The organism is Streptomyces sp. NPDC048291 (assembly GCF_043201715.1).
Taxonomy (GTDB): domain Bacteria; phylum Actinomycetota; class Actinomycetes; order Streptomycetales; family Streptomycetaceae; genus Streptomyces.
The window spans coordinates 113,380-139,267 of the sequence record NZ_JBICZC010000007.1; the positions used below are offsets into that span (position 1 = coordinate 113,380).

Annotated in this window: 23 protein-coding genes and 1 tRNA gene; 11 read left to right on the plus strand and 13 right to left on the minus strand. The window is 71.5% G+C overall.

The genetic code is table 11. From position 1 onward, the window contains the following. Positions 1 to 33: 33 nt before the first annotated feature. A complete protein-coding gene (locus tag ACGF5O_RS20015; RefSeq protein ID WP_393811195.1) occupies positions 34 to 372 on the minus strand; it encodes a cyclic-phosphate processing receiver domain-containing protein in 339 nt (112 codons plus the stop codon). Positions 373 to 769: 397 nt separating this feature from the next. On the opposite strand from ACGF5O_RS20015, the gene ACGF5O_RS20020 reads away from it, so the two are divergent. Next, positions 770 to 1,714: a CapA family protein gene (locus ACGF5O_RS20020; protein ID WP_393811196.1), complete on the plus strand. Its 945-nt coding sequence runs from the start codon at positions 770 to 772 to the stop codon at positions 1,712 to 1,714. Positions 1,715 to 1,759: 45 nt separating this feature from the next. On the opposite strand, the gene ACGF5O_RS20025 is transcribed toward ACGF5O_RS20020, so the two are convergent. The 4 genes from ACGF5O_RS20025 to ACGF5O_RS20040 form a co-directional block, all read right to left on the minus strand. Next, positions 1,760 to 2,263, minus strand: coding sequence for a hypothetical protein (locus tag ACGF5O_RS20025; RefSeq protein WP_393811197.1), 504 nt, complete (start codon positions 2,261 to 2,263; stop codon positions 1,760 to 1,762). 153 nt (positions 2,264 to 2,416) lie between these two features. Then, complete coding sequence (locus ACGF5O_RS20030; protein ID WP_393811198.1) at positions 2,417 to 4,471, minus strand: PA14 domain-containing protein; 2,055 nt, start codon at positions 4,469 to 4,471, stop codon at positions 2,417 to 2,419. A 74-nt stretch (positions 4,472 to 4,545) separates the two neighbouring features. Beyond that, positions 4,546 to 5,061 carry a DUF3291 domain-containing protein gene (locus ACGF5O_RS20035; RefSeq protein WP_393811199.1) on the minus strand — a complete coding sequence of 172 codons (516 nt, stop codon included), beginning with the start codon at positions 5,059 to 5,061 and terminating at the stop codon, positions 4,546 to 4,548. A gap of 98 nt (positions 5,062 to 5,159) precedes the next feature. Beyond that, positions 5,160 to 6,482 carry a lanthionine synthetase LanC family protein gene (locus ACGF5O_RS20040; protein ID WP_393811200.1) on the minus strand — a complete coding sequence of 441 codons (1,323 nt, stop codon included), beginning with the start codon at positions 6,480 to 6,482 and terminating at the stop codon, positions 5,160 to 5,162. Positions 6,483 to 6,656: 174 nt separating this feature from the next. On the opposite strand from ACGF5O_RS20040, the gene ACGF5O_RS20045 reads away from it, so the two are divergent. After that, the gene (locus ACGF5O_RS20045) at positions 6,657 to 7,628 is read left to right on the plus strand and encodes an alpha/beta fold hydrolase (protein ID WP_393811201.1); all 972 of its coding nucleotides are present in this window, start codon (positions 6,657 to 6,659) and stop codon (positions 7,626 to 7,628) included. A gap of 39 nt (positions 7,629 to 7,667) precedes the next feature. Here the strand turns inward: ACGF5O_RS20045 and ACGF5O_RS20050 are convergent, their stop codons facing one another. The 3 genes from ACGF5O_RS20050 to phoU all read right to left on the minus strand — a co-directional run bounded on the left by ACGF5O_RS20050 (position 7,668) and on the right by phoU (position 9,105). Further along, the gene (locus tag ACGF5O_RS20050) at positions 7,668 to 7,916 is read right to left on the minus strand and encodes an SCO4226 family nickel-binding protein (protein WP_393811202.1); all 249 of its coding nucleotides are present in this window, start codon (positions 7,914 to 7,916) and stop codon (positions 7,668 to 7,670) included. A gap of 187 nt (positions 7,917 to 8,103) precedes the next feature. After that, complete coding sequence (locus tag ACGF5O_RS20055) at positions 8,104 to 8,259, minus strand: hypothetical protein (protein WP_355725783.1); 156 nt, start codon at positions 8,257 to 8,259, stop codon at positions 8,104 to 8,106. 156 nt (positions 8,260 to 8,415) lie between these two features. Further along, positions 8,416 to 9,105 (minus strand): phosphate signaling complex protein PhoU, encoded by a 690-nt coding sequence (gene phoU, locus ACGF5O_RS20060; protein ID WP_362591737.1) that lies wholly within the window; start codon positions 9,103 to 9,105, stop codon positions 8,416 to 8,418. 222 nt (positions 9,106 to 9,327) lie between these two features. Here phoU and ACGF5O_RS20065 point away from each other — a divergent pair, with 222 nt between their 5' ends. Both ACGF5O_RS20065 and ACGF5O_RS20070 read left to right on the plus strand, forming a co-directional pair. After that, entirely contained in the window at positions 9,328 to 10,584 is a 1,257-nt protein-coding gene (locus ACGF5O_RS20065; protein ID WP_393811203.1) for a sensor histidine kinase, read from the plus strand. Next, positions 10,581 to 11,261 (plus strand): response regulator transcription factor, encoded by a 681-nt coding sequence (locus tag ACGF5O_RS20070; RefSeq protein ID WP_010358452.1) that lies wholly within the window; start codon positions 10,581 to 10,583, stop codon positions 11,259 to 11,261. Before ACGF5O_RS20065 ends, ACGF5O_RS20070 begins: the two co-directional genes overlap by 4 nt. A gap of 179 nt (positions 11,262 to 11,440) precedes the next feature. Here ACGF5O_RS20070 and ACGF5O_RS20075 read toward each other — a convergent pair whose 3' ends face one another. After that, on the minus strand, positions 11,441 to 12,100 hold the full coding sequence (locus tag ACGF5O_RS20075; protein ID WP_393811204.1) for a DUF461 domain-containing protein: 660 nt from the start codon (positions 12,098 to 12,100) through the stop codon (positions 11,441 to 11,443). A gap of 641 nt (positions 12,101 to 12,741) precedes the next feature. Here ACGF5O_RS20075 and ACGF5O_RS20080 point away from each other — a divergent pair. The 6 genes from ACGF5O_RS20080 to ACGF5O_RS20105 all read left to right on the plus strand — a co-directional run bounded on the left by ACGF5O_RS20080 (position 12,742) and on the right by ACGF5O_RS20105 (position 19,239). Beyond that, complete coding sequence (locus tag ACGF5O_RS20080; protein ID WP_003953493.1) at positions 12,742 to 13,224, plus strand: CarD family transcriptional regulator; 483 nt, start codon at positions 12,742 to 12,744, stop codon at positions 13,222 to 13,224. A 366-nt stretch (positions 13,225 to 13,590) separates the two neighbouring features. After that, complete coding sequence (gene ispD, locus ACGF5O_RS20085; protein WP_393811205.1) at positions 13,591 to 14,355, plus strand: 2-C-methyl-D-erythritol 4-phosphate cytidylyltransferase; 765 nt, start codon at positions 13,591 to 13,593, stop codon at positions 14,353 to 14,355. Continuing rightward, positions 14,345 to 14,836: a 2-C-methyl-D-erythritol 2,4-cyclodiphosphate synthase gene (ispF, locus tag ACGF5O_RS20090; RefSeq protein WP_393811206.1), complete on the plus strand. Its 492-nt coding sequence runs from the start codon at positions 14,345 to 14,347 to the stop codon at positions 14,834 to 14,836. Before ispD ends, ispF begins: the two co-directional genes overlap by 11 nt. A 145-nt stretch (positions 14,837 to 14,981) precedes the next feature. Then, a complete protein-coding gene (gene cysS, locus ACGF5O_RS20095; RefSeq protein ID WP_393811207.1) occupies positions 14,982 to 16,379 on the plus strand; it encodes a cysteine--tRNA ligase in 1,398 nt (465 codons plus the stop codon). 106 nt (positions 16,380 to 16,485) lie between these two features. Further along, positions 16,486 to 17,427 carry a 23S rRNA (guanosine(2251)-2'-O)-methyltransferase RlmB gene (rlmB, locus tag ACGF5O_RS20100; RefSeq protein ID WP_393811208.1) on the plus strand — a complete coding sequence of 314 codons (942 nt, stop codon included), beginning with the start codon at positions 16,486 to 16,488 and terminating at the stop codon, positions 17,425 to 17,427. 117 nt (positions 17,428 to 17,544) lie between these two features. Next, positions 17,545 to 19,239 (plus strand): DoxX family protein, encoded by a 1,695-nt coding sequence (locus ACGF5O_RS20105; RefSeq protein WP_393811209.1) that lies wholly within the window; start codon positions 17,545 to 17,547, stop codon positions 19,237 to 19,239. Positions 19,240 to 19,602: 363 nt separating this feature from the next. On the opposite strand, the gene ACGF5O_RS20110 is transcribed toward ACGF5O_RS20105, so the two are convergent. The 3 genes from ACGF5O_RS20110 to ACGF5O_RS20120 form a co-directional block, all read right to left on the minus strand. After that, positions 19,603 to 20,334 (minus strand): NDP-sugar synthase, encoded by a 732-nt coding sequence (locus ACGF5O_RS20110; protein ID WP_393811210.1) that lies wholly within the window; start codon positions 20,332 to 20,334, stop codon positions 19,603 to 19,605. 87 nt (positions 20,335 to 20,421) lie between these two features. Next, on the minus strand, positions 20,422 to 20,883 hold the full coding sequence (locus ACGF5O_RS20115; RefSeq protein ID WP_393811211.1) for a hypothetical protein: 462 nt from the start codon (positions 20,881 to 20,883) through the stop codon (positions 20,422 to 20,424). A gap of 250 nt (positions 20,884 to 21,133) precedes the next feature. Further along, a complete protein-coding gene (locus ACGF5O_RS20120) occupies positions 21,134 to 22,270 on the minus strand; it encodes an ABC transporter ATP-binding protein (RefSeq protein ID WP_393811212.1) in 1,137 nt (378 codons plus the stop codon). 230 nt (positions 22,271 to 22,500) lie between these two features. On the opposite strand from ACGF5O_RS20120, the gene ACGF5O_RS20125 reads away from it, so the two are divergent. Continuing rightward, positions 22,501 to 22,574 (plus strand) — tRNA-Thr (locus tag ACGF5O_RS20125). A gap of 27 nt (positions 22,575 to 22,601) precedes the next feature. Here ACGF5O_RS20125 and ACGF5O_RS20130 read toward each other — a convergent pair. Further along, a complete protein-coding gene (locus ACGF5O_RS20130) occupies positions 22,602 to 25,856 on the minus strand; it encodes a Tat pathway signal protein (protein WP_393811213.1) in 3,255 nt (1,084 codons plus the stop codon). Positions 25,857 to 25,888 lie beyond the last annotated feature (32 nt).

Below are 25,888 nucleotides of genomic sequence, written 5' to 3' on the forward strand. Positions count from 1 at the left end.
TGACCTTCCATCCAGGTGTTGTCTGGCAGAGCCCTAGGCCGTCGCCCGCCGGACCCGGTAGTTCCAACGTGTGAGCGACCGGACGACGGTCTCGGCGCCAATGGGGTTGGCGCTGTGCACGAAGACCGTTCCGATTCGGAAAGGCCGTCCATTGAAGGCGGCTTCTTCCATGACGGTCACCACGGGCAAGATGCTGTCGTCGCCGCCGAGGTCGTGGTCGAGCCAGAGTTCGTCGATGAAGCTGTCGCGGTGCTCTTGGAGGAGCTTGACACCTTCTCCGCTGGTGCGCGCGATCTGCGTGGCCCAGGGCAGCGGCCGTAGGTCGTCGATGCCAAGGATGACGGGCTTCGGCGCGGGCGACTCTTCGTTCACCCACCCATCATCACAGCGCCGCCGGGGCGATCCCATCAGCGAGGACCGAGGTCGGGCGTCCCTCCGAGGCCGCTCGGCAGTAGCCGAGGACGGAACACGCCAGCCGGTGACGCTCCGGCAAGGGAGCGTGTGTGCTTCGTAGCATGAGCGAATGATCGGATCTGGTGGGCGGCGTTCTCGGCCGTGGCGCGAGGGGCAGGAGTCGGTGCGGCGGCGTGGACTGGTCGCACTGGGTCTGGTCGGGGCGGTTGGTGTGGTGGTTGCGGCGGGGGTCGTGTTTCGCGGGGACCCGGGGGGCGGGGCGTCCGTGGGGGCCGTTCAGAGTTCGCGGCGGGTGGGTGGGGGCGGGGGTGTGGGGGCCGGGTGGCCTGCGCCGCCGCATCGGGCCGTCGGCAACGTGCGGATCGCCGCCGTCGGGGACATCGTGATGGGCTCGTTGCCGGATGACCTGCCGCCGGATGACGGGGCGTCGTTCTTCGAGTCTGTCGAAGGGCTGCTGGGCGGGGACGTGGTGCTCGGGAATCTGGAGGGCACGCTGGCCACCGGCGGGGTCAGCAAGTGCGAGTACATCGAGGGGCCGAACTGCTTTGCGTTCCATGCGCCGCCGTCGTACGGCCGTCGGCTCAAGGAGGCCGGGTTCACGGTCCTGAACACGGCGAACAACCACATCGACGACTTCGGGGCGGAGGGGCGGAGCGAGACGTTCGCCGCGCTGCGTGCCGTGAACCTGCCGTTCACCGGCCGCCTGGGGCAGATCACCGTCCAGCGGGTGCGGGGCATCAGGGTCGCGTTGGTCGGCTTCGCCCCCGACCGCGGGGCGAACGACCTCACGGACATCCCCGCGGCCCAGCGGCTCACCGCCCGCGCCGCACGCATGGCGGACGTCGTGGTCGTCACGATGCACGCCGGTGCGGAGGGCTCGGACCGCACCCACGTGGAACCCGGCACCGAGTACTTCCTCGGCGAGGACCGCGGCGACAGCTACCGCTTCAGCCGCGCGGTGATCGACGCCGGCGCCGACCTGGTCGTGGGGAGCGGCCCGCACGTGATGCGGGGAATGGAGTTCTACAAGGGCCGCCTGATCGCCTACAGCCTGGGGAACTTCTCCGGCTACAAGGTGCTCGGCCTCGGCGGCACGCTCTCGACCAGCGGCGTGCTGCAGGTCACCCTCGGCGCCGACGGCACCTACGTGTCCGGGCGCCTGCGCCCGACCGAGATCGTGCCGCCCGGCACGCCGGAGCCGGGCGGCGACGCGATCGACCTCGTCTCCACCATGTCGGAGGACGACTTCGGCTCAGACGCCGCCCGCATCGCGGCGGACGGGACGATCCGGCGGCCGTAGCCGGGCACGGCGGCCTCGAACACCGGGTCGGGGCGTCAGGCGTCGTCAGGCGTAGGTCCAGCGCCAGGCGTTCGAGCTGTAGGCGCACTCGATCTTCGTGCCGCCCGCCGTGGTGGTGACCGCGCCGTGATCGCTGTTCCGGCAGAACTGCCCCGCCGAGTAGCAGTTCCCCGCGTTGGAGGTGATGGTGCAGGGTTCGGTGTCGTCCTGCCCGGTGCTGTTGCTGTTGCCGGTGCTGCCGCTGTCGGCCGTCTTGGCGGTGGTGGTCCTGGTGACGGTGACCGTGGGGCCGGGCTTCGGCTTGGCCTTGACGGTCTCGGTGACGGTCGGGCCGGGCTCCGGCGTGGTCGTGACGGTTGCGGTGACGGTCGTCGCGGGCTTGACCTTGGCCTCGATCGGCTGCTGCCCGTCGTTCCCGGCGGCGCCGATGAGCGTGCCCGTGACGAGCAGGGCCGCGCCGCCGATCCACACGAGGACGCGCTTGTGGAGCGGACGGCTGTCCGGCGGGCGTGGTGCGGGCGGTATGGGAGCCGTGTACGGGTTGGTCATCTCGTCCCCCCAGGGTGCGTTTCGAGTGGAGTGACCGTAGTGCCCGTCCGGGGCGGGTGTGCGGGATGTGGGGGATAGGTGGCCATACCGTGACCGGCGTTCGGCGTTCGGCGTCCGGCGTCCGGCGGGTGCCGGTCACGGTGCCGGTGTCGGCTAGACGCGGTTCTGGAAGACGCAGCCCCACGGGTGCGTGCCCGCGACGCTGCCGTCGGCGCGTACCGCCTCCAGCGTGTAGAAGTACGTGGTCCCGCGTACGGCCCTGGTGTCCGTGTAGGTGCGGGTCGCGGCCGGGAGCAGTCCGGAGTGCAGCGGCTCGTACGTGTTCGTGGCCGTGTTCCACCGGCTGATCCGGTAGCCCGCGACGGTGTCGCAGTCGGGCGTGTTGTCGCACGTCCAGTTGATGGACGGCCCGTGCACGCGGGGGTCGCCGGTCAGGGTGTCGTAGCCCATGCTGCCGAGGTGCCAGTCCCGGGTGACCGTCACGGAGGGGCGGACGTCCAGTTCGGTGGTCTCGACGACCGGGACCCTCGGGTCGCTCGGGGGCAGCGCGTTGTCCCAGCGGTCCCGGGCGACGACCGCGTACACGTACGTCTCGCCGTCCGGCAGGTCGCCGCACAGCACCGCGAGCGGGTCGCTCGTGCCCTCCCAGCAGGAGCTGGTGCCGAGCCACTTGACCGTGCCGTCCGCCTGCCGGGTGCCGTTCCAGACCACATAGCGTTCGACGTCGTCGTCGGTCGAGGCCGCCCAGCTCAGCAGCGTGCCGTCGGCGCGCGGGGTGGCCCGCACGCCGGTGACCGGGCCGGGCGCGACGCGGTCGCCGGTGCGGACGACGAGCGGGGCGGACAGCGCCGACTCGTTGCCTGCCGGGTCCACCGCCGCGACCGCGTACGTCACGTAGGTGCCTGCGGGCATGTCCGGGTCGTGGCAGACGCCGCCGGTGCCGGTCTCGTCGCTCTCGGAGTGCTCGCAGGTCACGCGCGTGAGGGCGGCCGGGTCGAGGGTCTTTCCGGGCGAACGGTAGACGTGGTAGGTCCCGCCGTTGTCGAAGTCCTCGTAGAAGCCGTCTGGTTGTTGCCAGTACACGTCGGTGTAGTCGGTGCGGGCCACGGAGTTCAGCGAGGTCGGGGACTTCGGCGGCGTCCGGTCGACGCCGTCGCCGGTGACATCGGCGTACGCCGACGGGTTGCCGAGCGCGTCGAGGGCACGGACCCGGTAGTGGCGGACGGTGTGCTCGGGTGCGTCGGTGCGGTACGACGTCGTGGTCGTCGTACCCAGCAGCGTGTACGGGCCGGAGGCCGCGGAGGCGGCGTACACCTCGTACTTCGCGGCGTCGGCGGTCCCGTGCCAGGCCAGCGTGGCCCACCAGGCGTCCCCGGTGACCGTCAGACCGGTCGGCGCCGCCGGGCCCGTGCGGTCCACGGTCACGGCGGTGGCGTCGGTGCTGCCGGCGGACTCGTGACCCGCCTTGTCGACGGCGCGGACCTCGTACAGGAAGGTCTGGCCCGTGGCGGGCGGCGCGTCCGTGAACGTGGGCGAGGTGAGCGGCGAGGCACCGCTGACCTTCGCCCACGGGGCGGTGCCCAGTCGGCGGTAGACGCGGTAACCGGCGAGGTCCATCTCCCTGTTCGCGGACCAGCGCAGGACGGTCTTGCCGGTGTCCCGGTTGTACGCGGCGGTGAAGCCGGCCGGGGCGAGCGGCTTGACCTTGTCGACGGCGGCCTCGGTGCGCGGGGCGTACGTGAACGCGGCGTTGGCGGTGCCGGTCCAGGCGACGTAGTCCACGCGCAGCGTGTGCTTACCGGCCGGGACGGTCAGGTCGACGGTCTTGCGCGCGGTGACGGAGACGTTCTTCCACAGGTCGATCTTCCGCACGCCGTCGACGTAGACGCGCATGCCGTCCTGCGTGGCGGCGGCGAGCCGGAAGGGACCGCCGGACCCGAAGTCCCGGGTGAGGGACCAGCGGACGGAGAAGTTGTCCTTGGGGAGCGTGACGCCGGGCGGGTCGCCGTAGCCGTAGTTCTCGGCGATGGCCGCGTCGCAGGCGGTCAGCTTCGGTGTGCCGCTGAAGGCGGAGTTGCCGAAGTACTGCGCCTTCCAGACGGGAGAGGCGCAGGTGACGGCCGCGGAGGCGGGGGAGGCCGTGATCAGGCCGCCGGTGGCGGCGAGCGCGGCCGTCGCGGCCAGCACGGTCAGCCGGGTACGAGTCATCACAGAGAGGGGGCACCTTCCGGGCCTGTGGAAAGCTTGTGAAACGGGTGGTGTCCGTGTGACTCGTGAGGCGGCTACAGGGTTGCCCCGCCGACGTCGGAGTCGTGGAAGGTGAAGGCGTGCGGCGTGGGGCCGTGGTCGTGGAGGTGCTCCAGCCTGGAGACCCCCTCCCGCCAGGTGGGTATCGCGCCGTCGGAGACCCACCAGAACACGTGATTCGGGTGCCCTGTCCTCTCGAACCAGTCGTAACGCCTGCTCAGCGCCGCACGGTGCGGACCGCTGTAGACGGCGTCGAAGGCGGGGCGCAGCCCGGTCCAGAGCGAGAGGGTCGCGGCCAGGGCGGTGGTTTCCCGCGTACGGCCCTTGCCGTACCAGGCCGGTACGGCGAACTCTCCCCACGCACCCCAGTCCGCGCCGAAGAGCACGCCCGGGTCACCGTCCGAGGCCTCGGCATGTGCGAGGTATCCGGGGTGCCGGCTGATCTCCGGGTAGACGGTCGCACCGATGTCGTAGAACTCGCGCGTGAGAGGTGCCGGGTCTGCGAGAGGCGACTTCAGAACGCCGAACGTGTACAGCGCGAGCTGGGGCATGCGTCTCTCCCTGGTTGCGGTGCGACCGTGGGTGATCACCGAAGGCCAGGTGAAGGTAGCCGCCTCGGCGGCCCCTGTCGAAGTTGCGTTTTCCCTGTTCAAGTGGCCTTGCGTACAGGGCCCTTCGGGACCGCCCGCCCTCGTGGGAGTACGCGACGCCCGCCGCGGTCGGCGGCTGCCGGAAGGTGGTCCGGCCAGGGGAACGTGTAGTGCGGGGTGGGCTCGTCGCGGTGCAGGCGGGTGAAGCGCAGGAGTTCGCGGAGGATGCCGGCGCTGCCCATGGCCCAGTCGGTGCGGGGTTCCAGGGTGGCGGGGGTGGCCCGGTGCTCGACGTTGGACCAGCGGGCGCCGGCGCTGTCGTGGGTCGCGCGGGTGGTGAGGTCCGTGACGAGGAGTCGGGCGAAGTCGTACCCGTCCTGCTGCTCGGCGATCCGGTCGCAGGCCAGGGTGAGGACGCCCGCGGTGCCGCAGCAGCGGCCGTTGTTGTCCCAGAAGCCGGGGCGCAGCCGCCGGGGCAGGCCGGAGTGGGTGACCGTGTGCCAGCAGCGGTCGGCGAGGGCGGTCCAGGCGGGGTCGGCGGTGAGGTCCCGCAGCAGCCGGAAGACCTGCGCGTCCCCGGCCGGGCCGTGGCACCAGCCGTAGCTGAACGGCTCGACCAGCTCGGGGCGGAACTGAGGCGTGGAGTGCCGTACCAGGAAGCCCTCCGGCCCCGCTTCGTCGCGCGACACGACGTCCGCGGCGCCGGCCAGGGCCAGTTCGAACAGGTCCGTCCGGCCGGTGGCCGCGCCGACGCGGGCGAGTGCCAGGACGATGCCGAGGGTGCCGTGCGAGATGTGGTGCAGACGGGCGTCGACACCCCTGCGGTGGGGCCAGTGGACGCCCGCCGGGGTCGGTTCCGCCGTGCGGAGGTAGGGCTCCAGGGCGAGTACGGCCAGTTCGGGGTCGCCGGACAGGAGCGCGCCCAGGCCGATTCCCGCGTTGCCGCCCATCAGCTCGAACAGGTCGCCCCAGCGGGTGCCGTCGAAGCGTGACCGCACGGTGCGCAACGCGCGGTCGGCCGCGGCACCGGCGGCCGCGTCGCCGAGCTCCTCGTGAACGACCCGCAGGACGAGCGCGATTCCGGTACGGCCGAAGTAGAGGGACTCGTCACCGATGCCGTCGACGGAGTCCGCGAGGCTGCGGGCCGCGCGCAGGGCGGTGTCGGCGTAGGTGTCGTCGTCGAAGTGGCGCCACGCGTCGAGGAGTACGGGGACGACTCCGGCCGTACCGCTGTAGAGCGTGGGGTCGGGGGTGTCGTCCGAGGGCCTCGTCGTCCAGGCGAGGCCGCCCCCGGGAGTCTCGCGCGCCGTCCCGGTCAGCCATCGCAGTCCGTCCACCGCGAGTTCCTCGACCTCGTCGACCGCTTCCGGTGTCGGCGTCATGGGCTCACTCTCGCATGATCGCCACGGCGTGCCCAGAGGCCGACCAGCCGCGTGCGGCCGTGGTTTGCCGAACCGGCAAACGGGCTCGGCCCCCTGACGCCTCGTTTCGCATGATCTGTGGAGGGCCGGCAGGCATGCCGGCCGACCCGGTGATCTTCAAGGCAGGGAGGGCGTATGGCAGCGCGGCATCGGACGGTCCTGGCGGCCGGACGGCGGATTCATCTGGTCGAGCAGGGGAGCGGGCCCCTTGTGCTGCTCGTGCACGGGTTTCCCGAGTGCTGGTACTCCTGGCGGCACCAGCTGCCGGTGCTCGCCGCGGCGGGGTACCGGGCGGTCGCCGTCGACGTGCGGGGGTACGGGCGCTCGTCCAGGCCGGCCGCGCCTGACGCGTACCGGATGGTCGAGCTCGTGGCGGACAACGCCGAGGTCGTGCGGGCCCTCGGCGAGGAGTCGGCGGTGGTCGTCGGGCACGACTGGGGCGCGGCCGTCGCCGCGAACTCCGCGCTGCTGCGGCCGGAGGTGTTCCGGGCCGTGGGGCTGCTGAGCGTCCCGTACACACCGCGGGGCGGGCCGCGGCCCAGTGACGTCTTCGCGGGGATGACCGGCGGGGACGAGGAGTTCTACGTCTCGTACTTCCAGGAGCCCGGGCGGGCCGAGGCCGAGATCGAACCCGATGTGCGGGGCTGGCTCGCGGGGTTCTACGGCGCGCTGTCCGGCGACACCATGCCCGGACCCGGCGCGCCCGACCCGCACTTCGTGAGCAGAGGGGGGACGCTTCGTGAGCGGTTCCCCGTCGGACGGCTGCCCGGGTGGCTCGGTGAGCGGGACCTCGACGTCTACGCCGGGGAGTTCGAGCGCACCGGACTGACCGGGGCGCTCAACCTGTACCGGAACATGGACCGTGACTGGGCGGACCTCGCCGCCTACGACGGCGCCCCGATCACCCAGCCGTCCCTGTTCCTCGGCGGCGGCCTCGACGCCTCCACGACCTGGCTGGCCGACGCCGTCGAGGCGTACCCGGTCACCCTCCCGGGCCTGGTCTCCTGCCACATCCTCGACGGCTGCGGGCACTGGATCCAGCAGGAACGGCCCGACGAGGTCAACCGGCTGCTCGTCGACTGGCTCGACGCGCTGCCCGCCGTCTGAAAGCGGCTGAGGGGCATCGGCGCCGGCCCGCGGGCTTCGTCAGATCGACAGCTGCACCTGGTGGATCTCGTCCGCCGGATGGCCCGCGCGTTCGTGGACGCGCTTGACCGCCTCGGCCGAGGGCGCCTCGGAGAGGCAGTAGACCTTGCCGGAGCCCGGGTCGGCCCAGGCGTGTACGAAGTGGACGCCTTCCTCCTTCTCGACGGCGAGGTCGGCGTCGTGGGCCTCCTTCAGCTGGTCGGCGGTGATGCCCTTCATTCCGTGGTGGACGTCCATGTACTGCGGCATGGCGACCGCACCTCCTTCGCCTCGTCCCCTGTCCATGTTGCGCCCGGCACCGCGGCCCGGCACCGCGGCCCGGCACCGCGGCCCGGCACCGCGGCCCGGTACGCGAAAGGGCCCCGGACCGGAGTCCGGGGCCCTTCGCCACAGCTGTCGTGCGCTGTCGTGCGCTGTGGCGTGCTGACGTGTCCGCTCAGCCGCACTGGCAGGGGCTGCCCGACTGGCAGCCGCAGCCGCAGCCCGAGCCGCAGCCACAGGCGCCGATGACCAGCAGGTTCTTGATCTCGGTGGGCTGGTCGGTCTCGTGCTGCTGCGTGGGGTCGGGCGTGGTGCTGGGGGATTCGGCCATGGATCCCTCCTAGAGGTCCCTAGGTGCCCTGGATGCAGGGCGTGGTGCCTTTGCCCATTCCATGCCCGTTTCAGTGGGCGCATCAACAGCGCACGGCGGCGCATGGTGGTGCCTCGTGCTCGCCCCGCACCTCGCGAGCCCCGTACGCCCGGGCGGTTACGCCCCCTCGGCGCCCGTCACCGGCTGGATGTCGGGCTGCAGCTCGTCCGCGTGCTCGCCGGTGACCAGGAAGACGACGCGCTTGGCGACGGCGACCGCGTGGTCGGCGTACCGCTCGTAGTAGCGGCCGAGGAGGGTCACGTCGACGGCGGTCTCGATGCCGTGGTGCCAGCGGTCGTCCAGCAGGTGCTGGAAGAGCGCGCGGTGCAGCGTGTCCATCTCGTCGTCGTCCTGCTCCAGCTGGAGCGCCAGGTCGACGTCCTTGGTGACGATGACCTCGGCGGCCTTGGCCATCAGGCGCTGCGCGAGCTGGCCCATCTCCAGGATGGTGGCCTCGAGGTCACGGGGGACCGCGCGCTCGGGGAAGCGCAGCCGGGCCAGCTTCGCCACGTGCTGGGCGAGGTCGCCGGAGCGCTCCAGGTCGGCGGACATGCGGAGCGAGGTGACGACGATCCGCAGGTCCGTCGCCACCGGCTGCTGGCGGGCGAGCAGGGCTATCGCGCGCGCCTCCAGGTCGTGGTGGAGCTCGTCCACCTTCTGGTCGGCCTCGATGACGCTCTCGGCGAGCTTGAGGTCGCCGTCGAGGATCGCCGTCGTGGCGCGTCCGATCGCCGAGCCGACCAGACGGGCCATGTCGACCAGGCTGTCGCCGATCGAATCGAGTTCCTCGTGGTACGCGTCCCGCATCAGGGTTCCCTCTCGTATGCGTGGTCCAGGGGTTCCGGGGGCCGGGGGCCGTGGCCGAAACCAGCTGCGAACCCCACGCTCCCACGTTCCGGTCCCTACGCGTCCGTTTCTGCCACCCCAAATGAACCAATACTGGCTCCAAGGTGAACTCTGGGCGACGAGTGTTCGAGCTGACACCCCACGGACTGTGGGGATGTCGTACCCCCTGCTTAACCTGTTTGCATGGACGTGAACGCGGCGGTCGCCGCAGCGGCAGCGATCGCCGGGGTGCTTACCGGTGTCATCGCCATGCTGGCGTTCCGCTGGAGCGAACGCGACCAGAAGCGACCGACCAGGACTTCTCTGCACACCGACCCCGTACTGCCGCCGGGCGTGGACACCGTACTGAGCGTGCTGCGCTCCTCCGCGGTCGTCCTCGACGAGGCCGACACGGTCGTCAAGGCGAGCTCGGCGGCGTACGCCCTCGGACTCGTGCGCGGCGGCAAACTCGCCATCGAGCCGATGCTCGGCATGGCGCGTGACACCCGGCGGGACGGCGAGATACGACAGGTCGAACTGGACCTCCCGCGGCGGGGGACCGGACGGGGCGAGGCCCTGGCCGTCTCCGCCCGGGTGGCGCCCCTCGGCTCCCGGCTCGTACTGCTCCTCGTCGAGGACCTCACCGAGGCCCGGCGCATCGAGGCGGTACGGCGGGACTTCGTGGCGAACGTCAGCCATGAGCTGAAGACCCCGGTCGGCGCGCTCTCCCTGCTCTCCGAGGCCGTCATGGACGCCTCGGACGATCCGGAGGCCGTGCAGCGCTTCGCCGGTCGCATGCAGATCGAGGCCACGCGCCTGACCAACCTGGTCCAGGAGCTCATCGATCTGTCGAGAGTGCAGAACGACGACCCGCTGGAGGACGCCGAGCCCGTCCGGGTCGACGAACTGGTCGCCGAGGCGATCGACCGGTGCCGCCACCAGGCCGGCACCAAGCAGATCACCATGGCCGCCGGCGGCACCGCCGACCTGCATGTCTGGGGCAACCGCGGCCAGCTCGCCGCCGCCCTCGGCAACCTGGTCGAGAACGCCGTGAACTACTCCCCGGCCCGCACCCGGGTCGGGATAGCCGCCCGCCGGGTCGGCGCGACCGGCGGAGACATGATCGAACTCGCCGTGACCGACCAGGGCATCGGCATCACCGACAAGGACAAGGAGCGCATCTTCGAGCGCTTCTACCGCGTCGACCCGGCCCGCTCGCGGGCCACCGGTGGCACCGGTCTCGGCCTCGCCATCGTCAAGCACGTGGCCGCCTCGCACGGCGGGGAGGTCACGGTGTGGAGCGCCGAGAACCAGGGCTCCACGTTCACCCTCAGGCTGCCGGAGGCGGGCGCGGTACGCGACCGCGCGTCGCAGCACCCCGACCCCGACCTCGACGACGAGGCCGGTACCGCCGAGTCATCCCCGTACGAACCGCTTCCCGCCCCGGAGGTCCTTCCGTGACCCGAGTGCTTGTCGTCGAGGACGAGGAGTCCTTCTCCGACGCCCTGTCGTACATGCTCCGCAAGGAGGGCTTCGAGGTCGCTGTGGCGGCCACGGGCCCCGACGGACTCGACGAGTTCGAGCGCAACGGCGCCGACCTCGTCCTCCTCGACCTGATGCTGCCCGGCCTGCCGGGCACCGAGGTCTGCCGCCAGCTGCGCGGCCGCTCCAACGTCCCCGTCATCATGGTGACGGCCAAGGACAGCGAGATCGACAAGGTCGTCGGGCTCGAAATAGGAGCCGATGACTACGTCACCAAGCCCTTCTCCTCCCGCGAGCTGGTGGCCCGTATCCGGGCCGTCCTGCGCCGTCGCGGCGAGCCGGAGGAGGTCACCCCGGCCGCCCTGGAGGCCGGTCCGGTCCGCATGGACGTCGACCGCCACGTGGTGACGGTCTCCGGCTCCAAGGTCGACCTCCCGCTCAAGGAGTTCGACCTGCTGGAGATGCTGCTGCGCAACGCGGGCCGTGTCCTCACCCGCATGCAGCTCATCGACCGGGTCTGGGGCGCCGACTACGTCGGCGACACCAAGACCCTCGACGTCCACGTCAAGCGCCTGCGCGCGAAGATCGAGCCGGACCCGGGCGCGCCGCGGTACCTGGTGACGGTGCGTGGTCTCGGCTACAAGTTCGAGCCGTAAAGGCCGGCCTTGCGCCGGGCCCGTCGCTCGCTGCCCGTCCCGGCCGTCCGTAGCGGCGGATCCGCGGGTCGGTGGGGGCGGGCCGCGCAGTTCCCCGCGCCCCTATGGGGCGCGGTTTTCTCAGCGGAGAAGGGCGGCACCCCCTCGGGGTGCCGCCCTTCTGCCGGTTTCGGCGCCGCTCAGCCCGCGTTCGTTGACTCCGAGGCCGAGTCGCTCGGGGTGGCGCTCGCGGACTCCTTGTCCTTCTTGCCCGGCTTGGCGCTCTCGCTCGCCGTGGAGCCCGCGACCGGAGTGGTCGAGGTGGACGGCGAGGCCGAGGGCGACGGCACCGCGCTCGGGCCCCAGCCGGTGAAGAAGCTCTCGGCCGGCACGACGAACGCGCGCAGGCTCACGTCACCGGTCGTGCTGAAGGTGAAGGTGATCTTCTGGGCGTTGCCGTCCTGGACCGCCTCACGGCTGCTGCCCAGCACCGCGGACGCGTTGTCCTTGCCGCCCAGGATCAGCCGGCCGCCACCGGGGATGGTCAGCGGCTGCGTCTTGGTGGCGTGCAGCTCGGCGGTCTTGCCGGTGCCGGCGACGGTGATCGACTGCAGCGTCTCCGGCTCGGTGCCGGTGTTGAAGATGGTCGCGGAGACCACGGCCGGACCCGTCGACGTGAGGTCGGGCTGGGTGATCACGGTCGCGTTCTGGACCTTGATGTCGCCGACACTCGTGGCCGCGTTGTCCGGCTTGATCTCCAGCGTCTGGGAGTTGTTGCCCGCGCCGCAGGCGGAGAGCGCGGCGACGGAGAAGGCGATGGTGGAGGCGGCGAGGGCGCCGCGTCGAAGGCTGCTGCTCACGGCGGCGGCAACTCCTTGAACGCACGGGCGGCCCCGCTTATAAAGCCGCCCTAAGTGTCTGTCAGCGGCCTTAGGTTACCGAGCCGTTCCCGCGCTGCCGCACCCGACCCTCCCCAAGCCCCGCGCTTCCCCCGGGCAGGGGGTACGCGGGGGCATCCACAAGTGCCCCTTCGGCCACTTTGGAGCGACGCTCGTCCGGCATTCACATAACCCGTCCGCAACACCGCGCGCAAAATTTCCGTGAAGGAATGCACGGCCGCCGGGGAAATTGATCACGTACTGCTTCGGGTACGGCTTCACGTACCGTTCAGTCGGGCGTTCGGCCGGGCCCTGTGATCAATTCCGGAAACGTCCGGGATCCGGCTCCGGCAACCGAACGGAGTAGCGGAAGTCGTACGCTTGGAAGTGGACATATGGGGACGTTCAGCCGCTCGGGCGGGCGTCCGGATGTGTGTAACGTGCGCGTTTCACCTCGCCCGGAGAGCCGCTCCCACCTGCGAATACCTGCTTCCGGACGGCCCGCGAAGCACGTTCCTGTTGCTGTTGTCAAGCCCCGAGATATGCCCTGACCTGCGAAAACGCCATTCAGAACCGCCGGTTTCCGTGTTACCCTGGATAGCCACGGAAGGGGTACCTGTCACATGACGTTCAAGGTTGGCGACACCGTGGTCTATCCCCATCACGGGGCCGCGCTGATCGAGGCCATCGAAACTCGCCAGATCAAAGGCGTGGACAAGACCTACTTGGTGCTGAAGGTCGCCCAGGGTGACCTGACGGTACGTGTGCCAGCGGACAATGCGGAGTTCGTCGGCGTGCGTGATGTGGTCGGTCAGGACGGGCTGGACCGGGTCTTCGAGGTGCTGCGCGCGCCGTACGCCGAGGAGCCCACGAACTGGTCCCGTCGTTACAAGGCAAACCTGGAGAAGCTCGCCTCCGGCGATGTCATCAAGGTCGCGGAAGTCGTGCGTGACCTGTGGCGTCGTGAGCGCGAGCGTGGACTCTCCGCCGGTGAGAAGCGCATGCTCGCCAAGGCCCGCCAGATCCTGGTGAGCGAGCTCGCCCTCGCGGAGAACACCAACGAGGACAAGGCCGAGGCCCTGCTCGACGAGGTCCTCGCGTCCTGACGCAGACGCTGTCCGGCTCGGCACGCTGAAGCTCCGCACACCCGAAATGCCGCGGTGCCCGATGACATTTTCCCTGTCGCCGGGCGCTGCGGCATGTCTGCGTGGCCTTATGCCCACGCCTATGCCCACGCCTGCTGCCCAGGCGCCCGCCAGCCGGCCAGGCGCCTTCTGCCCAGGCCTTCGGGGAAGCGGCCTTCGGGGAACCCCGATACGCCGGTACCAGGCCGGGAAACCCCGGATACTAAGCGTGCCGGGCCCGGGCTGCTGGCTCGACCAGTGTCACGGAAGGGTCCGGTCAAGGCGTCGCGCCCGGCACTTCCCAGGCCATACCCACGCCAGGCCCGCACACAAACCTGACAGGAACCGATGTCTGACGATTCGCGTCCTTCGCGTACGGAACCGGGTACCGCACGGCGCACGGCAGCCGTGATTCCCGCCGCCGGCCGAGGCGTACGGCTCGGCCCGGGCGCCCCCAAGGCGCTACGCGCGCTGAACGGCACGCCCATGCTCATCCACGCGGTACGGGCCCTCGCCGCCTCCCGGGCCGTCTCCCTGGTCGTCGTCGTGGCCCCGCCCGACGGCGCGCCCGAGGTCAAGTCCCTGCTCGACGCGCACGCGCTGCCCGACCGCACCGACTTCGTCGTCGTCCCCGGCGGCGAGTCCCGCCAGGAGTCGGTCAGGCTCGGCCTGGACGCGCTGCCCCCGGACTACGACATCGTCCTGGTCCACGACGCCGCCCGCCCCCTCGTTCCCGTCGACACGGTCGACGCCGTGGTCCAGGCGGTCCGCGACGGCGCCCCCGCGGTCGTCCCCGCCCTCCCGCTCGCCGACACGGTCAAGGAGGTCGAGCCGGCCGCCGCCCCCGGCGACCCCGAGCCGGTGCTCGCCACCCCCGAGCGGGCCCGCCTGCGTGCCGTCCAGACCCCGCAGGGCTTCGACCGCAGGACCCTGGTCCGCGCCCACGAGACGGTCACCGAGAACGTCACCGACGACGCCAGCATGGTCGAGCAGCTCGGCGACCGGGTGGTGGTCGTCCCCGGTCACGAGGAGGCCTTCAAGGTCACCCGCCCCCTCGACCTGGTCCTCGCCGAGGCGGTCCTGGCCCGCAGGAGGCTCAACGATGGCTTCTGAGGTGATCCTCCCCCGGGTGGGCATCGGCACCGACATCCACGCCTTCGAGGAGGGCCGCGACCTGTGGTGCGCCGGCCTGAAGTGGGAGGGCGAGGGGCCGGGCCTGGCCGGTCACTCGGACGCGGACGTCGTCGCGCACGCGGCGTGCAACGCGCTGTTCTCCGCGGCGGGCCTCGGTGACCTGGGGCAGCACTTCGGCACCGGGCGCCCGCAGTGGTCCGGCGCGTCGGGCGTGACCCTCCTGACCGAGGCCGCCCGCATCGTCCGCGACGCCGGTTTCACCATCGGGAACGTCGCCGTACAGGTCGTGGGCCCGCGCCCGAAGATCGGAAAGCGCCGCGACGAGGCGGAGAAGATCCTTTCGGCTGCGGCAGGTGCTCCGGTCTCCGTTTCGGGAGCCACGACGGACGGTCTGGGTTTTCCGGGCAGGGGTGAAGGCCTGATGGCCATTGCGACGGCATTGGTCGTTCAACAGGGGTGAGCGGACGCGCTCCGCAAGGGGTGCGGGGCTGTATCCGTCAGCGGCTCCGCCGCGGGGCGCGACAAGCCACAGCGCACCCGCACCCGGCAACGGTGCTTCGCACGCCGGTGCCACGCACCACCCTCCGCCCACTACCCTAGGTGCCGTGACTATTCGCCTGTACGACACCAACGCCCGGCAGATCCGTGACTTCGCCCCGCTCACCGCGGGCTGTGTCTCGATCTACCTCTGTGGTGCCACCGTGCAGGCGGCGCCCCACATCGGGCACATCCGGTCCGGCCTGAACTTCGACATCATGCGCCGCTGGTTCGAATACCGCGGCTATGCCGTGACGTTCATCCGGAACGTCACGGACATCGACGACAAGATCATCGCCAAGTCCGCCGACCAGGGCCGCCCCTGGTGGGCGATCGGCTACGAGAACGAGCGCGCGTTCAACGACGGCTACACCGCGCTCGGCTGCCTCCCGCCGACGTACGAGCCCCGCGCGACCGGGCACGTACCGGAGATGATCGAGATGATGCGCGGGCTGATCGAGCGCGGTCACGCCTACGAGGCCGACGGCAACGTCTACTTCGACGTGCGCTCCTACCCGGACTACCTCCAGCTCTCCAACCAGGAGCTGGACAACCTCCGTCAGCCCGAGGGCGAGGGCGAGACCGGCAAGCGGGACCAGCGCGACTTCGCGCTGTGGAAGACCGTGAAGCCGGGCGAGCCCAGCTGGGAGACGCCGTGGGGCCGCGGCCGGCCCGGCTGGCACCTGGAGTGCTCGGCGATGGCCCACAAATACCTCGGCGCGGCCTTCGACATCCACGGCGGCGGCCTCGACCTGATCTTCCCGCACCACGAGAACGAGATCGCCCAGGCCAAGGCGTACGGCGACGACTTCGCCCAGTACTGGGTGCACAACGCCTGGGTCACCATGAGCGGCGAGAAGATGTCGAAGTCCCTCGGGAACTCGGTGCTCGTCTCGGAGATGGTCAAGAACTGGCGCCCGATCGTGCTGCGCTACTACCTCGGCACCCCGCACTACCGCTCGATGATCGAGTACAGCGAGGACTCGCTGCGCGAGGCCCAGTCGGCCTTCGAGCGCATCGAGGGCTTCGTGCAGCGCGTGGTGGAGCTGGCCGGGGGAGCCGTCGAGCCCTCGGCCGAGGTCCCGCCGGCCTTCGCCGAGGCGATGGACGACGACCTGGGCGTCCCGCAGGCCCTCGCCGTCGTGCACACCACCGTCCGGCAGGGCAACAGCGCGCTGGCCGCCGACGACAAGGAAGCCGCCGTCGCCCGCCTCGCCGAGGTCCGCGCCATGCTCGGCGTCCTCGGCCTCGACCCGCTGGCCGCGCACTGGTCGGGCGACGGCGAGAAGGGCGAGGACCTGCACGGGGTCGTCGACGCCCTGGTGCGCCTCGTCCTCGACCAGCGCGAGTCCGCCCGCGGCCGCAAGGACTGGGCGACCGCCGACGCCATCCGCGACCAGCTCAACCAGTCCGGCCTCGCGATCGAGGACAGCCCCTCGGGCCCGCGCTGGACCCTCAAGTCCTAGCCCCTGGATCTGAAGATCGACTGTGCCGCCCGGCCCCCCGGGCGGCACACTGCATAAGACGTACGTACGAAGACTTACGAAGACAGCTCACGGAGACGGGTAACCCATGGCAGCCAACAACCGCCGCATGTCCGGCAAGAAGGGCGCGCAGATCGGCAGTGGCGGCCAGCGGCGCCGGGGCCTGGAGGGCAAGGGTCCGACCCCGCCCGCCGAGATGCGCAAGGGCCACAAGAAGAACCGCATCGCGAACGCCAAGTCCAAGCAGGTCCAGCGCCGTCCGGTGGCGCGCGGCCGGGGCGGCAAGGGCACGTCCGAGATGGTCGTCGGCCGCAACCCGGTCGTCGAGGCGCTGCGCGAGGGCGTCCCCGCCTCGACGCTCTACGTCCAGCAGTTCATCGACAACGACGAGCGCGTCCGCGAGGCCCTGCAGCTCGCGGCCGAGCGCGGCGGCATCAACCTCATGGAGGCGCCGCGCCCCGAGCTGGACCGCATGACCAACGGCCTCAACCACCAGGGCCTGGTCCTCCAGGTCCCGCCGTACGAGTACGCGCACCCCGAGGACCTGGCGAACGCCGCGTACGACGAGGGCGAGGACCCCTTCATCGTCGCCCTCGACGGCGTCACCGACCCGCGCAACCTCGGCGCCGTCGTCCGCTCCGTCTCCGCCTTCGGCGGCCACGGCGTGGTCGTCCCGGAGCGCCGCGCCGCCGGTATGACCGCCGGTGCCTGGAAGACGTCGGCCGGTACGGCGGCCCGCACGCCCGTCGCCCGCGCCACGAACCTCACCCGGGCCCTGGAGGCGTACAAGAAGGCCGGCATCGTGATCGTCGGCCTCGCCGCGGACGGCGAGCACGAGATCGGCGACCTGGAGGCCCTCGGCGGCCCGGTCGTCATCGTCGTCGGCAGCGAGGGCAAGGGCCTGTCCCGCCTGGTCGGCGAAACCTGCGACTTCCGGGTCCGGATCCCGATGCCGGGCGGTGCCGAGTCGCTCAACGCGGGTGTGGCGGCCGGCATCGTGCTGTACGAGGCGGCGCGCCGACGCGGGTGAACAAACGTCCGTAACCTCACCTGCACGGGTTAATTCCGGCGTCCGGGACATCCTTGACGGGGTCCGGACACATCCGGCCGGTCAAAGCAGTGTCCTAACTCCACGTCACTCGGTTAGATGAGTGTGGACACCAGAACACCCCGCACACCCACGGGGGACCGCTCGCCGGGATTCCGCTCCGGATTCGATTCCGGGCTCGACGACGCTCCCGCGCTGAGCATGGTGAAGGTGCCGAGCGATCCGGCGCAGGTCATCGTCAACCACGTGAGTTTCCGCGTGCAGCTGGGCGTATCGACACGGCGTACCCAATCACCCCGGGTCGCACGGCACCTGAGCGCCACCGAGGACACCGCGCGCATCCCGGTCGTCGGCACGGCGGGCAGAGCGGGGGCGGCGCCCGGCCGGCGCCGCCCGGTCGTCTGGAGCGGCAAGTCCGCGCCCGACGACACCGGGGCCCACCGGCTGCTCCAGGCAGTACGGGGCGGCAGCGTCCGGCACGCCGAGGAGCCGGCCGAACCGGCGGGCGCGACCCGGGTCATCCCGCGCGTCGACGACCGCTACGACGTTCTCGAACAGACCGTCGAGACGCCGACGGTCGGCCACCCGCGCTCCCCGGCCTCCGGCGAGAACCGGCTGCTCCCGAACATGCCGCCGGTGGGCAGCGCCTACGAGGACCCGGCCTACGGCGTCCCGGGCTACGGAGACTCGGCCTACGGAGACTCGGCCTACGGCGAACCGCCTTACGGCGACGACGAGTTCGAGGACTTCGACGAACCGCGGTCGGCCCGGCGGGCCGGCGACGGGGACCCGGCCCGGCACGCCTACTACCCCGGCCGCCGGATGAACCTGGGCGTGGTCCTCCTCCCGCTCCGCATCTTCCTCGGCTTCATCTCCGTCTACGCCGGCATGGGCAAGCTCTGCGACCCCGTCTACTTCGACGGCGGCAAGCGCGGCTCCATGGTCACCTGGCTCAACACGCTGCACCCCTGGGAGGTCGCCGAGCCGCTGCGCCAGTTCGCCCTCCAGCACCCGGTCGGCTCCGGCCTCGTCATCGCCTTCTTCCAGGTGATCGTCGGCGTCCTGACCGTCCTCGGCTGCTGGCAGCGGGTGGCCGCGGTCGTCGGCGCGCTGCTCTCCGCCGCGCTCATCGTCACCGTCAGCTGGAAGACCGTCCCCGCGTACGACGCCCCCGACATCATCTACCTCGCCGCCTGGTCGCCGCTGATCATCGCGGGCGCCCCCGTCTACTCCATCGACGGCAGGCTGGCGGGCAGCGCCTGGCGACGCCTCGGCCCGCACTCCGACATCTGGGACCTGCGCGCCTACGTGCTGCGCCGCGGTGCCCTGATCACGGCCGTCACCATCGGTCTGACCCTGCTCATCGGCTCCCTCCTGGGCGGCGCGGTCCGCGACTCCAGCCGCGTGGTCGTCCCCGGCCCCGGTGAGGCGCCCCGCAACAACCTCCCCGGTTCTCCGCTGCCCGGCGAGTCGGCCAAGCCCCACCGGAAGACTCCGTCGGCCTCCACGGCTCCCTCCGGGGGTGCCACCGCGAGCCCCTCGCAGGCGGCGACCACACCGGGTGCGGACCGCACCACGAGCGGCGCCACCACGACGACCCCCAGCCAGACCCAGGGCACCACGGGCCAGGCTCCGCCCCAGCACACCGCCCCGGCCCCCACCACGGCGGGCCCGACCTCGGGCGGCACCGCGACGGGCGGCACGTCCACGACCACCGGCGGCACCGGCACGGGTACCTCCGGCGGCGCCTCCTCCTCGGGCCAGCCCGGCCTGGTGGGCGGCCTCCTCGGCTGACAGCCACCACAGCCCCGCGCATCACAGGCGCGGGGCTGCGGCGTACCGAAGGGGCCCGCTGTGCCGTCCGCCGACCGCGCCACCATCGTGGCTGCTCGCGCAGTTCCCCGCGCCCCTTAAACGGGGCGCTGCCGCAGCGCCCCGTTTAAGGGGCGCGGGGAACTGCGCGCCGAGCCACGACGGACCGGCAGCGGACGACGGCGCTTCGCCCTCCTCAGAGGGGCGCGGGGAACTGCGCGATCAACCACGACGGACCGGCAGCCAAAAATGACGGCTCGCCCCCCCCGAGGGGGCGCGGGGAACTGTGCGAACGGCGCTCGTCGGCCCGCGGTCGACGAAGCGGCCGCAACAACCCCCCTCGGCCTACCGCCCCAGCGAGGCCAGTTCCTTCGCCGCCTCCGTCAGGTCCTTCGCCGTGTCGATCGCCCGCCAGTACGCCCCCTGCGGGATCGGGAACCCGGCCAGCTGCCGGCTCCGCGCCAGGTGCGGGAACGTGGTGCGCTCGTGGTCGCCCCGCTCCGGCAGCATCGCGGCGAACTCGGGAGAGAAGACGTAGACGCCGGCGTTGATCTCGAACGTCGACGGCGGCGCCTCGATGAAGTCCGTGATGTGGCCGAAGCCGTCGGTCTGCACGGCGCCCCACGGAATCCGCGGCCGGGCCAGCGCCAGCGTCGCCACCGCGTCCCGCTCCGTGTGGAAGTCGGCCATGTCGCGCAGCGAGAACCGCGTCCAGATGTCGCCGTTCGTGGCGTACCAGGGCCGGTCGGAGTGGGGAAGGTGCGCGGCCGCGTACCTGAGGCCGCCGCCCCGGCCCAGCGGCTCGCTCTCCACCACCGTGGTGACGGAGAGCGGCAGGTCGGCCGTCGCCAGCCACTTCTGCAGGACCTCGGCGAGATGGCCGCAGGAGACCACCACGTCCGTGACGCCCTCCTCGGCGAGCCAGGTCAGCTGGTGGCCGATGATCGGCGTGCCCGTACCCGGGATCTCGACCATCGGCTTGGGCCGGTCGTCGGTGTACGGACGAAGCCGTGAGCCCTGGCCACCGGCCAGGACCACGGCTTGAGTGGGGCGCAACGCGGCGTTCGGATGGGTCATGCCCGAACTGTACGACGCGCCCCGGCGCCGGTTTCCCGGCGGATGAACCCCTTAAGGAGCCGTTACCTGCTACCTACCGAGCCGCGGTCAGCTGTGCGCGGCCAGCACACCCGACGCGAAGGACGTGTCGCAGACCGGGCGGGCGTACGACTGCGCGCGCGAGGCGCCGTACATCCGCACCGCGGCCCGGCCCAGCGCACGGGCGATGGACGTGCAGTGCTTCGCCAGCGCCGGGTGGCCGTTGACCGCCTGCTGGAGGTGGGTGAGGACCTGGCCCGGGTTCCTGTCCTGGAGCTCGGTCATCAGCTGCTCCCGCAGCACGTCCTGCGGGGCCTGGGAGACCGCCTTGGAGGAGACGTGCGCGTCGGTCACGTCGGTCGCGGTGAGCACCGAGCTCCGCGGGGACCCGGTCCAGTTGACGCGGGTGACCGCGAGGGTCCCGGAGAGCACCAGGACGACGGGCAGGACAAGGGCGAGAGTGCGGCCGATCCGGCGGGCAGGGCCGCCCCGGTGGCCGCGTCGCGTCTGAGGGGTGGTGGAGTGCTTCACGCGTGTGAGGGTAGCGTGCGGTAATGATTTGGCGACATTTAGTCACCGGTTCGGGGGATGGAGAAGTGCCGTGTTTCGGGTACGGGGTTGACGCACACTGCTCGAAAACCACCCGCTTGTCGGGGTAAATCGGGGCAACGAAAAGGGCCCCGCAGCAGGTCGCGGGGCCCTTGTCGTCAACCTGGGTGGATTCACCCTGGTCAGAGGTTTCTCTGCTTGATCGACCCGTCGGATCGACCCGTCGGATCGCTCAGTCGGTGAGACGCTCGCCCGTGGAGGTCGAGAACACGTGGGTCTCGCCCGGCCGCGGCACGACGTGCAGCGTGGCGCCCTTCTCCGGGACCGCGCGGCCGCTGACGCGGACGACCAGGTCCTTGAGGTCGTCGCCGACCTTGGCGCTGCCGTAGACGTAGCCGTCGGCGCCGAGCTCCTCGACGACGTTCACGGAGACCGCGAGACCGGCCGGGGCGTCCTCGGTGTCCTTGGACAGGGCGGAGGCGGCCTCGCCGTTGTGCTCGACGACGTCGAAGTGCTCGGGACGGACGCCGACGGTGACCGTGCGGTCGCCCTTGTCGGAGGCGGCCTTGAGCGCGTCGCGGTTGACCGGCACCACGCTGTTGCCGAACTTCACGCCGCCGTCGGTGATCGGGACCTCGACCAGGTTCATGGCGGGGGAGCCGATGAAGCCGGCGACGAAGAGGTTGGCCGGGCGGTCGTACATGTTGCGCGGCGAGTCGACCTGCTGGAGCAGACCGTCCTTGAGGACCGCGACGCGGTCGCCCATCGTCATGGCCTCGACCTGGTCGTGGGTGACGTAGACGGTGGTGATGCCGAGGCGGCGCTGGAGCGACGCGATCTGCGTACGGGTCGAGACGCGGAGCTTGGCGTCCAGGTTGGACAGCGGCTCGTCCATGAGGAAGACCTGCGGCTCACGGACGATGGCGCGGCCCATCGCGACACGCTGGCGCTGACCGCCGGAGAGCGCCTTCGGCTTGCGGTCCAGGTACTCGGTGAGGTCGAGGATCTTCGCGGCCTCCTCGACCTTCTGCCGGATCTCCGCCTTCGGCTTGCCGGCGATCTTGAGCGCGAAGCCCATGTTGTCGGCGACACTCATGTGCGGGTAGAGCGCGTAGTTCTGGAACACCATGGCGATGTCCCGGTCCTTGGGCGGCAGGTGCGTGACGTCGCGGTCACCGATGCGGATGGCGCCGCCGTTGACGTCCTCCAGGCCCGCGAGCATCCGGAGCGAGGTGGACTTGCCGCAACCCGACGGGCCGACGAGGACGAGGAACTCGCCGTCCTCGATCGCGATGTCGAGGCCGTCGACGGCGGGCTTGGTGGAGCCCGGGTAGATCCGGGTCGCCTTGTCGAACGTGACAGTGGCCATGGCTCAGAGGCCCCCTTCTACCGGCAGGAACGTGCCGGACGATCCGTTGTAGGAAGGCGGTTGGTGTAGTCCACTCGGGTGGTCCACGCGAGTGAACTGGATCAGGACGGTACCTGGCGTTCACCCTGTATGTCAGTACCTGGAGCCCTGTGAACTTCGCGGAAATTTTCGACAGGGCCCGCCCGCGACGTGGGTACACTGCACGAGGCGCCCACCCGGAGTGGGCGCACGCCTCCTTAGCTCAGCTGGTCAGAGCGCCGCTCTTGTAAAGCGAAGGTCGTCGGTTCGAATCCGACAGGGGGCTCCGTTCGTTCCCCCGGTGGGCCGGTGTTCAGCCGGTGACCGTCTTCGTCGGCCCGCTGGTCGCGGTGCCGTCCTTGTGGCCGGTGCGGTGGGCCGTGACCTTCACGGTGATCTTCTTGGCCTTCTGGGCCGTCTTCAGGGTCAGCGTGGACTTGGTGGCCCCGCTGATGGCCTTGCCGTTCGCGTACCACTGGTACGCGTAGGAGGTGGCCGCCGGACTCCAGGTGCCGTGGGCCGCCGTCAGCTTCCTGCCGACCTTCGCCGTGCCGGTGACGGCCGGGGCCTTGGTGGCCTTCGGGGCGTCGCCCTTGGCGACCGTCGCGGCGGCCGAGGTCGCCGACCCGCCGGTCCAGCCGCTCTTCACGGCCGTCACGGTCACCGTGAGCTTCTTGCCGAGCAGGGCCGCCGGGACGGTGTACGACGCGGCGGTCGCCCCGGAGACGGCCTTGCCGTCGGCCTTCCACTGGTAGGTGTAGGAGGTCGGGGCCGCCGACCAACTCCCGGTCGTGGCCGTGACCTTGGCGCCGACCTTGGCCGTGCCGGTGATCTTCGGGGCGGCCGTGCTCGCCAACTGGGGCTGGGTCACCGTGAAGGTGCCGCTCGGGTACTCGCAGCAGAACGACAGCACGCTGACGTTCCAGGCGCCGACGGCCGCTCCGGTCAGGTCCAGGGTGGCCGTCACCGAGCGGTTGTCCGCGGCGACCGAGTCGGCCTTCGCGGAGATCGTCCGGCCGGACAGGCTCAGCCGTACCTGCGTGGCCGGGCCGAGCGCGGTGCCGGTGACCGTCACCTTCACCTTCGTACCGCTCACCCCGGTGGCCGGGCTGATCCCCGTGACGCTCACCTTGTCGGTGCCGCAGAGCGTGGAGGAACAGGCCAGCCGGGCGCTGTAGGCGGTGCGGGACGCGGTCTCGGGCAGGCCGAGCAGGAACACGGTCGGGGTGGCCGCCGCGGACGAGCCGAGCGCGGCGCAGTCGTAGCCGTCACCGTCCGTACCGAGGTAGTGGACGCAGCCGTTGCGCCAGGACGCCGGGTTGTACAGCGCCGGTACGGCCGTCGCGGTCGCGCCGGTGGTGTCCTCGATGTCGGCCGAGAAGCGGTCGAGACCGGCGGTCGGCAGGACCGCGCAGACGGCGCTGTGCGCCTCGTCGAGGGTGCCGGTGACCGGGCCGTAGCCGTACGACACCGACGGGACCCTGGTGCACTCGGGCGCGGGGCCGTCGGCGGTCGCGATGCGCAGGGCGTCCAGGTGGTACTGGGGCGCGGCCTTCAGCGCGGCCGGGGTCTGCACCAGGACCTGGTGGGTGGTGGACCCGGTGACCGCGCAGGCGCTGTTGCGGAAGGAGCACTCGCTCCTGCCGTCGCCACCGAACACCGCGATGTTCGCCGTGCCGAGCGCGTCCCGCGCGTTGACGTGGACGACGTCGGTGGCGGCGGGGGTGGTGACCTGGACGCAGTCGACGGTGCCGGCGGCGCCGTAACCGCGCTGCACGGAGGCGCCGCCGACCTTGGCCGCCGCGGTCCTCGCGCAGCCCGCCGAGGTCGCGGAGGCGGTGACGTCCCGGCGGGTCAGCGTGTACGCGGCCGCATTGTCCTGACCGGTGACCAGGACGGTGTGGGCCTTGCCCGGGGTGAGCGCGCAGACGGTCCAGCCGTCTGTGGAGGCGTAGCGCTCACAGACCTTCTTGCCGGTGGCGTCCAGCACCGAGAACTTCGCGGGTACGTCCCCGGACGTGGCGGTCAGCTGGAGCAGCTCGGCGCCGGTGTGGGCGTCCGCCGGGATGCTCAGGCACTGCGAGAAGACACCGCCGCCGGTGGCGAACGTGGCCTTCGCGCCGTCGGCCGCGAAGCTGCCCGCGGGCAGCACCGGGCAGCCCTCGGGGGCGTCGGTGCGGTGCAGGGCGAGGGCGTAGGTGCCGGTCGCGCCCTCGGCCTGGTACTCGCTGTGCAGCAGTACGCGGTAGGGCGCGGTGCCGGTGAGCGCGCAGTCGCCGTCCGCGAGGGCCTGTGCGTCGCACTGGGCGGTGCCGTCGGCGTCGACGACCTCCACGTCGGGGTGGACGCCGGCGGAGGCCAGCGGCCTGAGCGCGGCGATCCGGGCGTTCTGCGGCGCGGGCAGGGTCAGGCAGTCGTACTGGCCGGGAGTGCTCAGCTCGCCCTGGTGCAGGCCGTAGCCGGTGGTCACGCAGCCGGCGTCGGAGGCGCGGTCGAGGACGATCACGCCCTGGCGGGCGGGGCCCTCGGGGATCGCGGTGTAGGTGCCGGCCGCGGGCACCCGGCACGGGTCGGTGCCGGAGCGGCACACGGTTCTGCCGTCCGCGTCGTAGACCTGGACCGGGCCGGTGCCGCGGTCCTCGTCGACGTAGTGGACGGTGTAGAGGCCGGCCTTGCCGGTGGTGAAGGTGTGGCAGCCGCCGACGGTGAGATCCTGCGGGTCCAGGGCGCCGTAGGGGCGGACCGGGGCGGTGGTGCAGCCCTGCGGGTCGTTCAGGCGGCGGGCGGCGACCGTGTACCCGGCCGGGAAGCCGTTCTCCGAGTAGCCGACCTGGGAGATCACCCGGTAGGGGCCGCTGCCGGTCAGCACGCAGCTGTCCTCGCCGTCCTCCGGGAAGTGCGGGCAGATACGGGCTCCGGTCGCGTCGGTGAGCCATGCGGTGGCGCTGCCGTAGACCGAGGTGGCGGCGGTGAGGCGGATGCGCTCGCCGGGCTGCCCGGTGAAGGGCTGGCAGTCGACCTCGGCCGGGCTCACGCTGGTGCGGGTGGCGGGCGGCTGGTCCCAGCCGGTGCCGGCCGGATCGAAGCAGCCCGGGGTGGCCGAGCCGAGCGGGACGACGGTGAGCGTCGAGGCGGCGAGGTCCCAGCCGGTGTTGACGACCTTGAGGGTGTAGGCGCCGGCCGCGGGCAGGTCGCACCAGCCCTTGACGCCGTACTCGTTGTCGTAGCAGTCGAGTTGGGTGCCGTCGGCGGTGTACAGCTGCGGGTACAGGTTGCTGCTGCCGGTGCCGAGGGAGACCAGGTGCAGGCCGGGCGCCTCGGCGGTGAGGGTGTAGCAGGTACTGCCGTCCGCCGGCACCGACACCTCGGCCTGCGCGTCCCCGGGGTCGCCGAAGGGTGCGAGGGCGAGCGGCGCGCACACCGGGTCGTCGGCGCGGGCGGGCCCGGCGCCGGTGAGGGTGAGCAGCGAGGTGAGCAGCGATACGACCAGGACCGTCACGGCGGTGAGCCGCCCGGGTCTCGCCGTCGTACCGGGACCGGGACCGGTGCCGGGCACGGGAAGCGTCATCAATTCCCCCCTGGAATACGGACGTTGGGGCG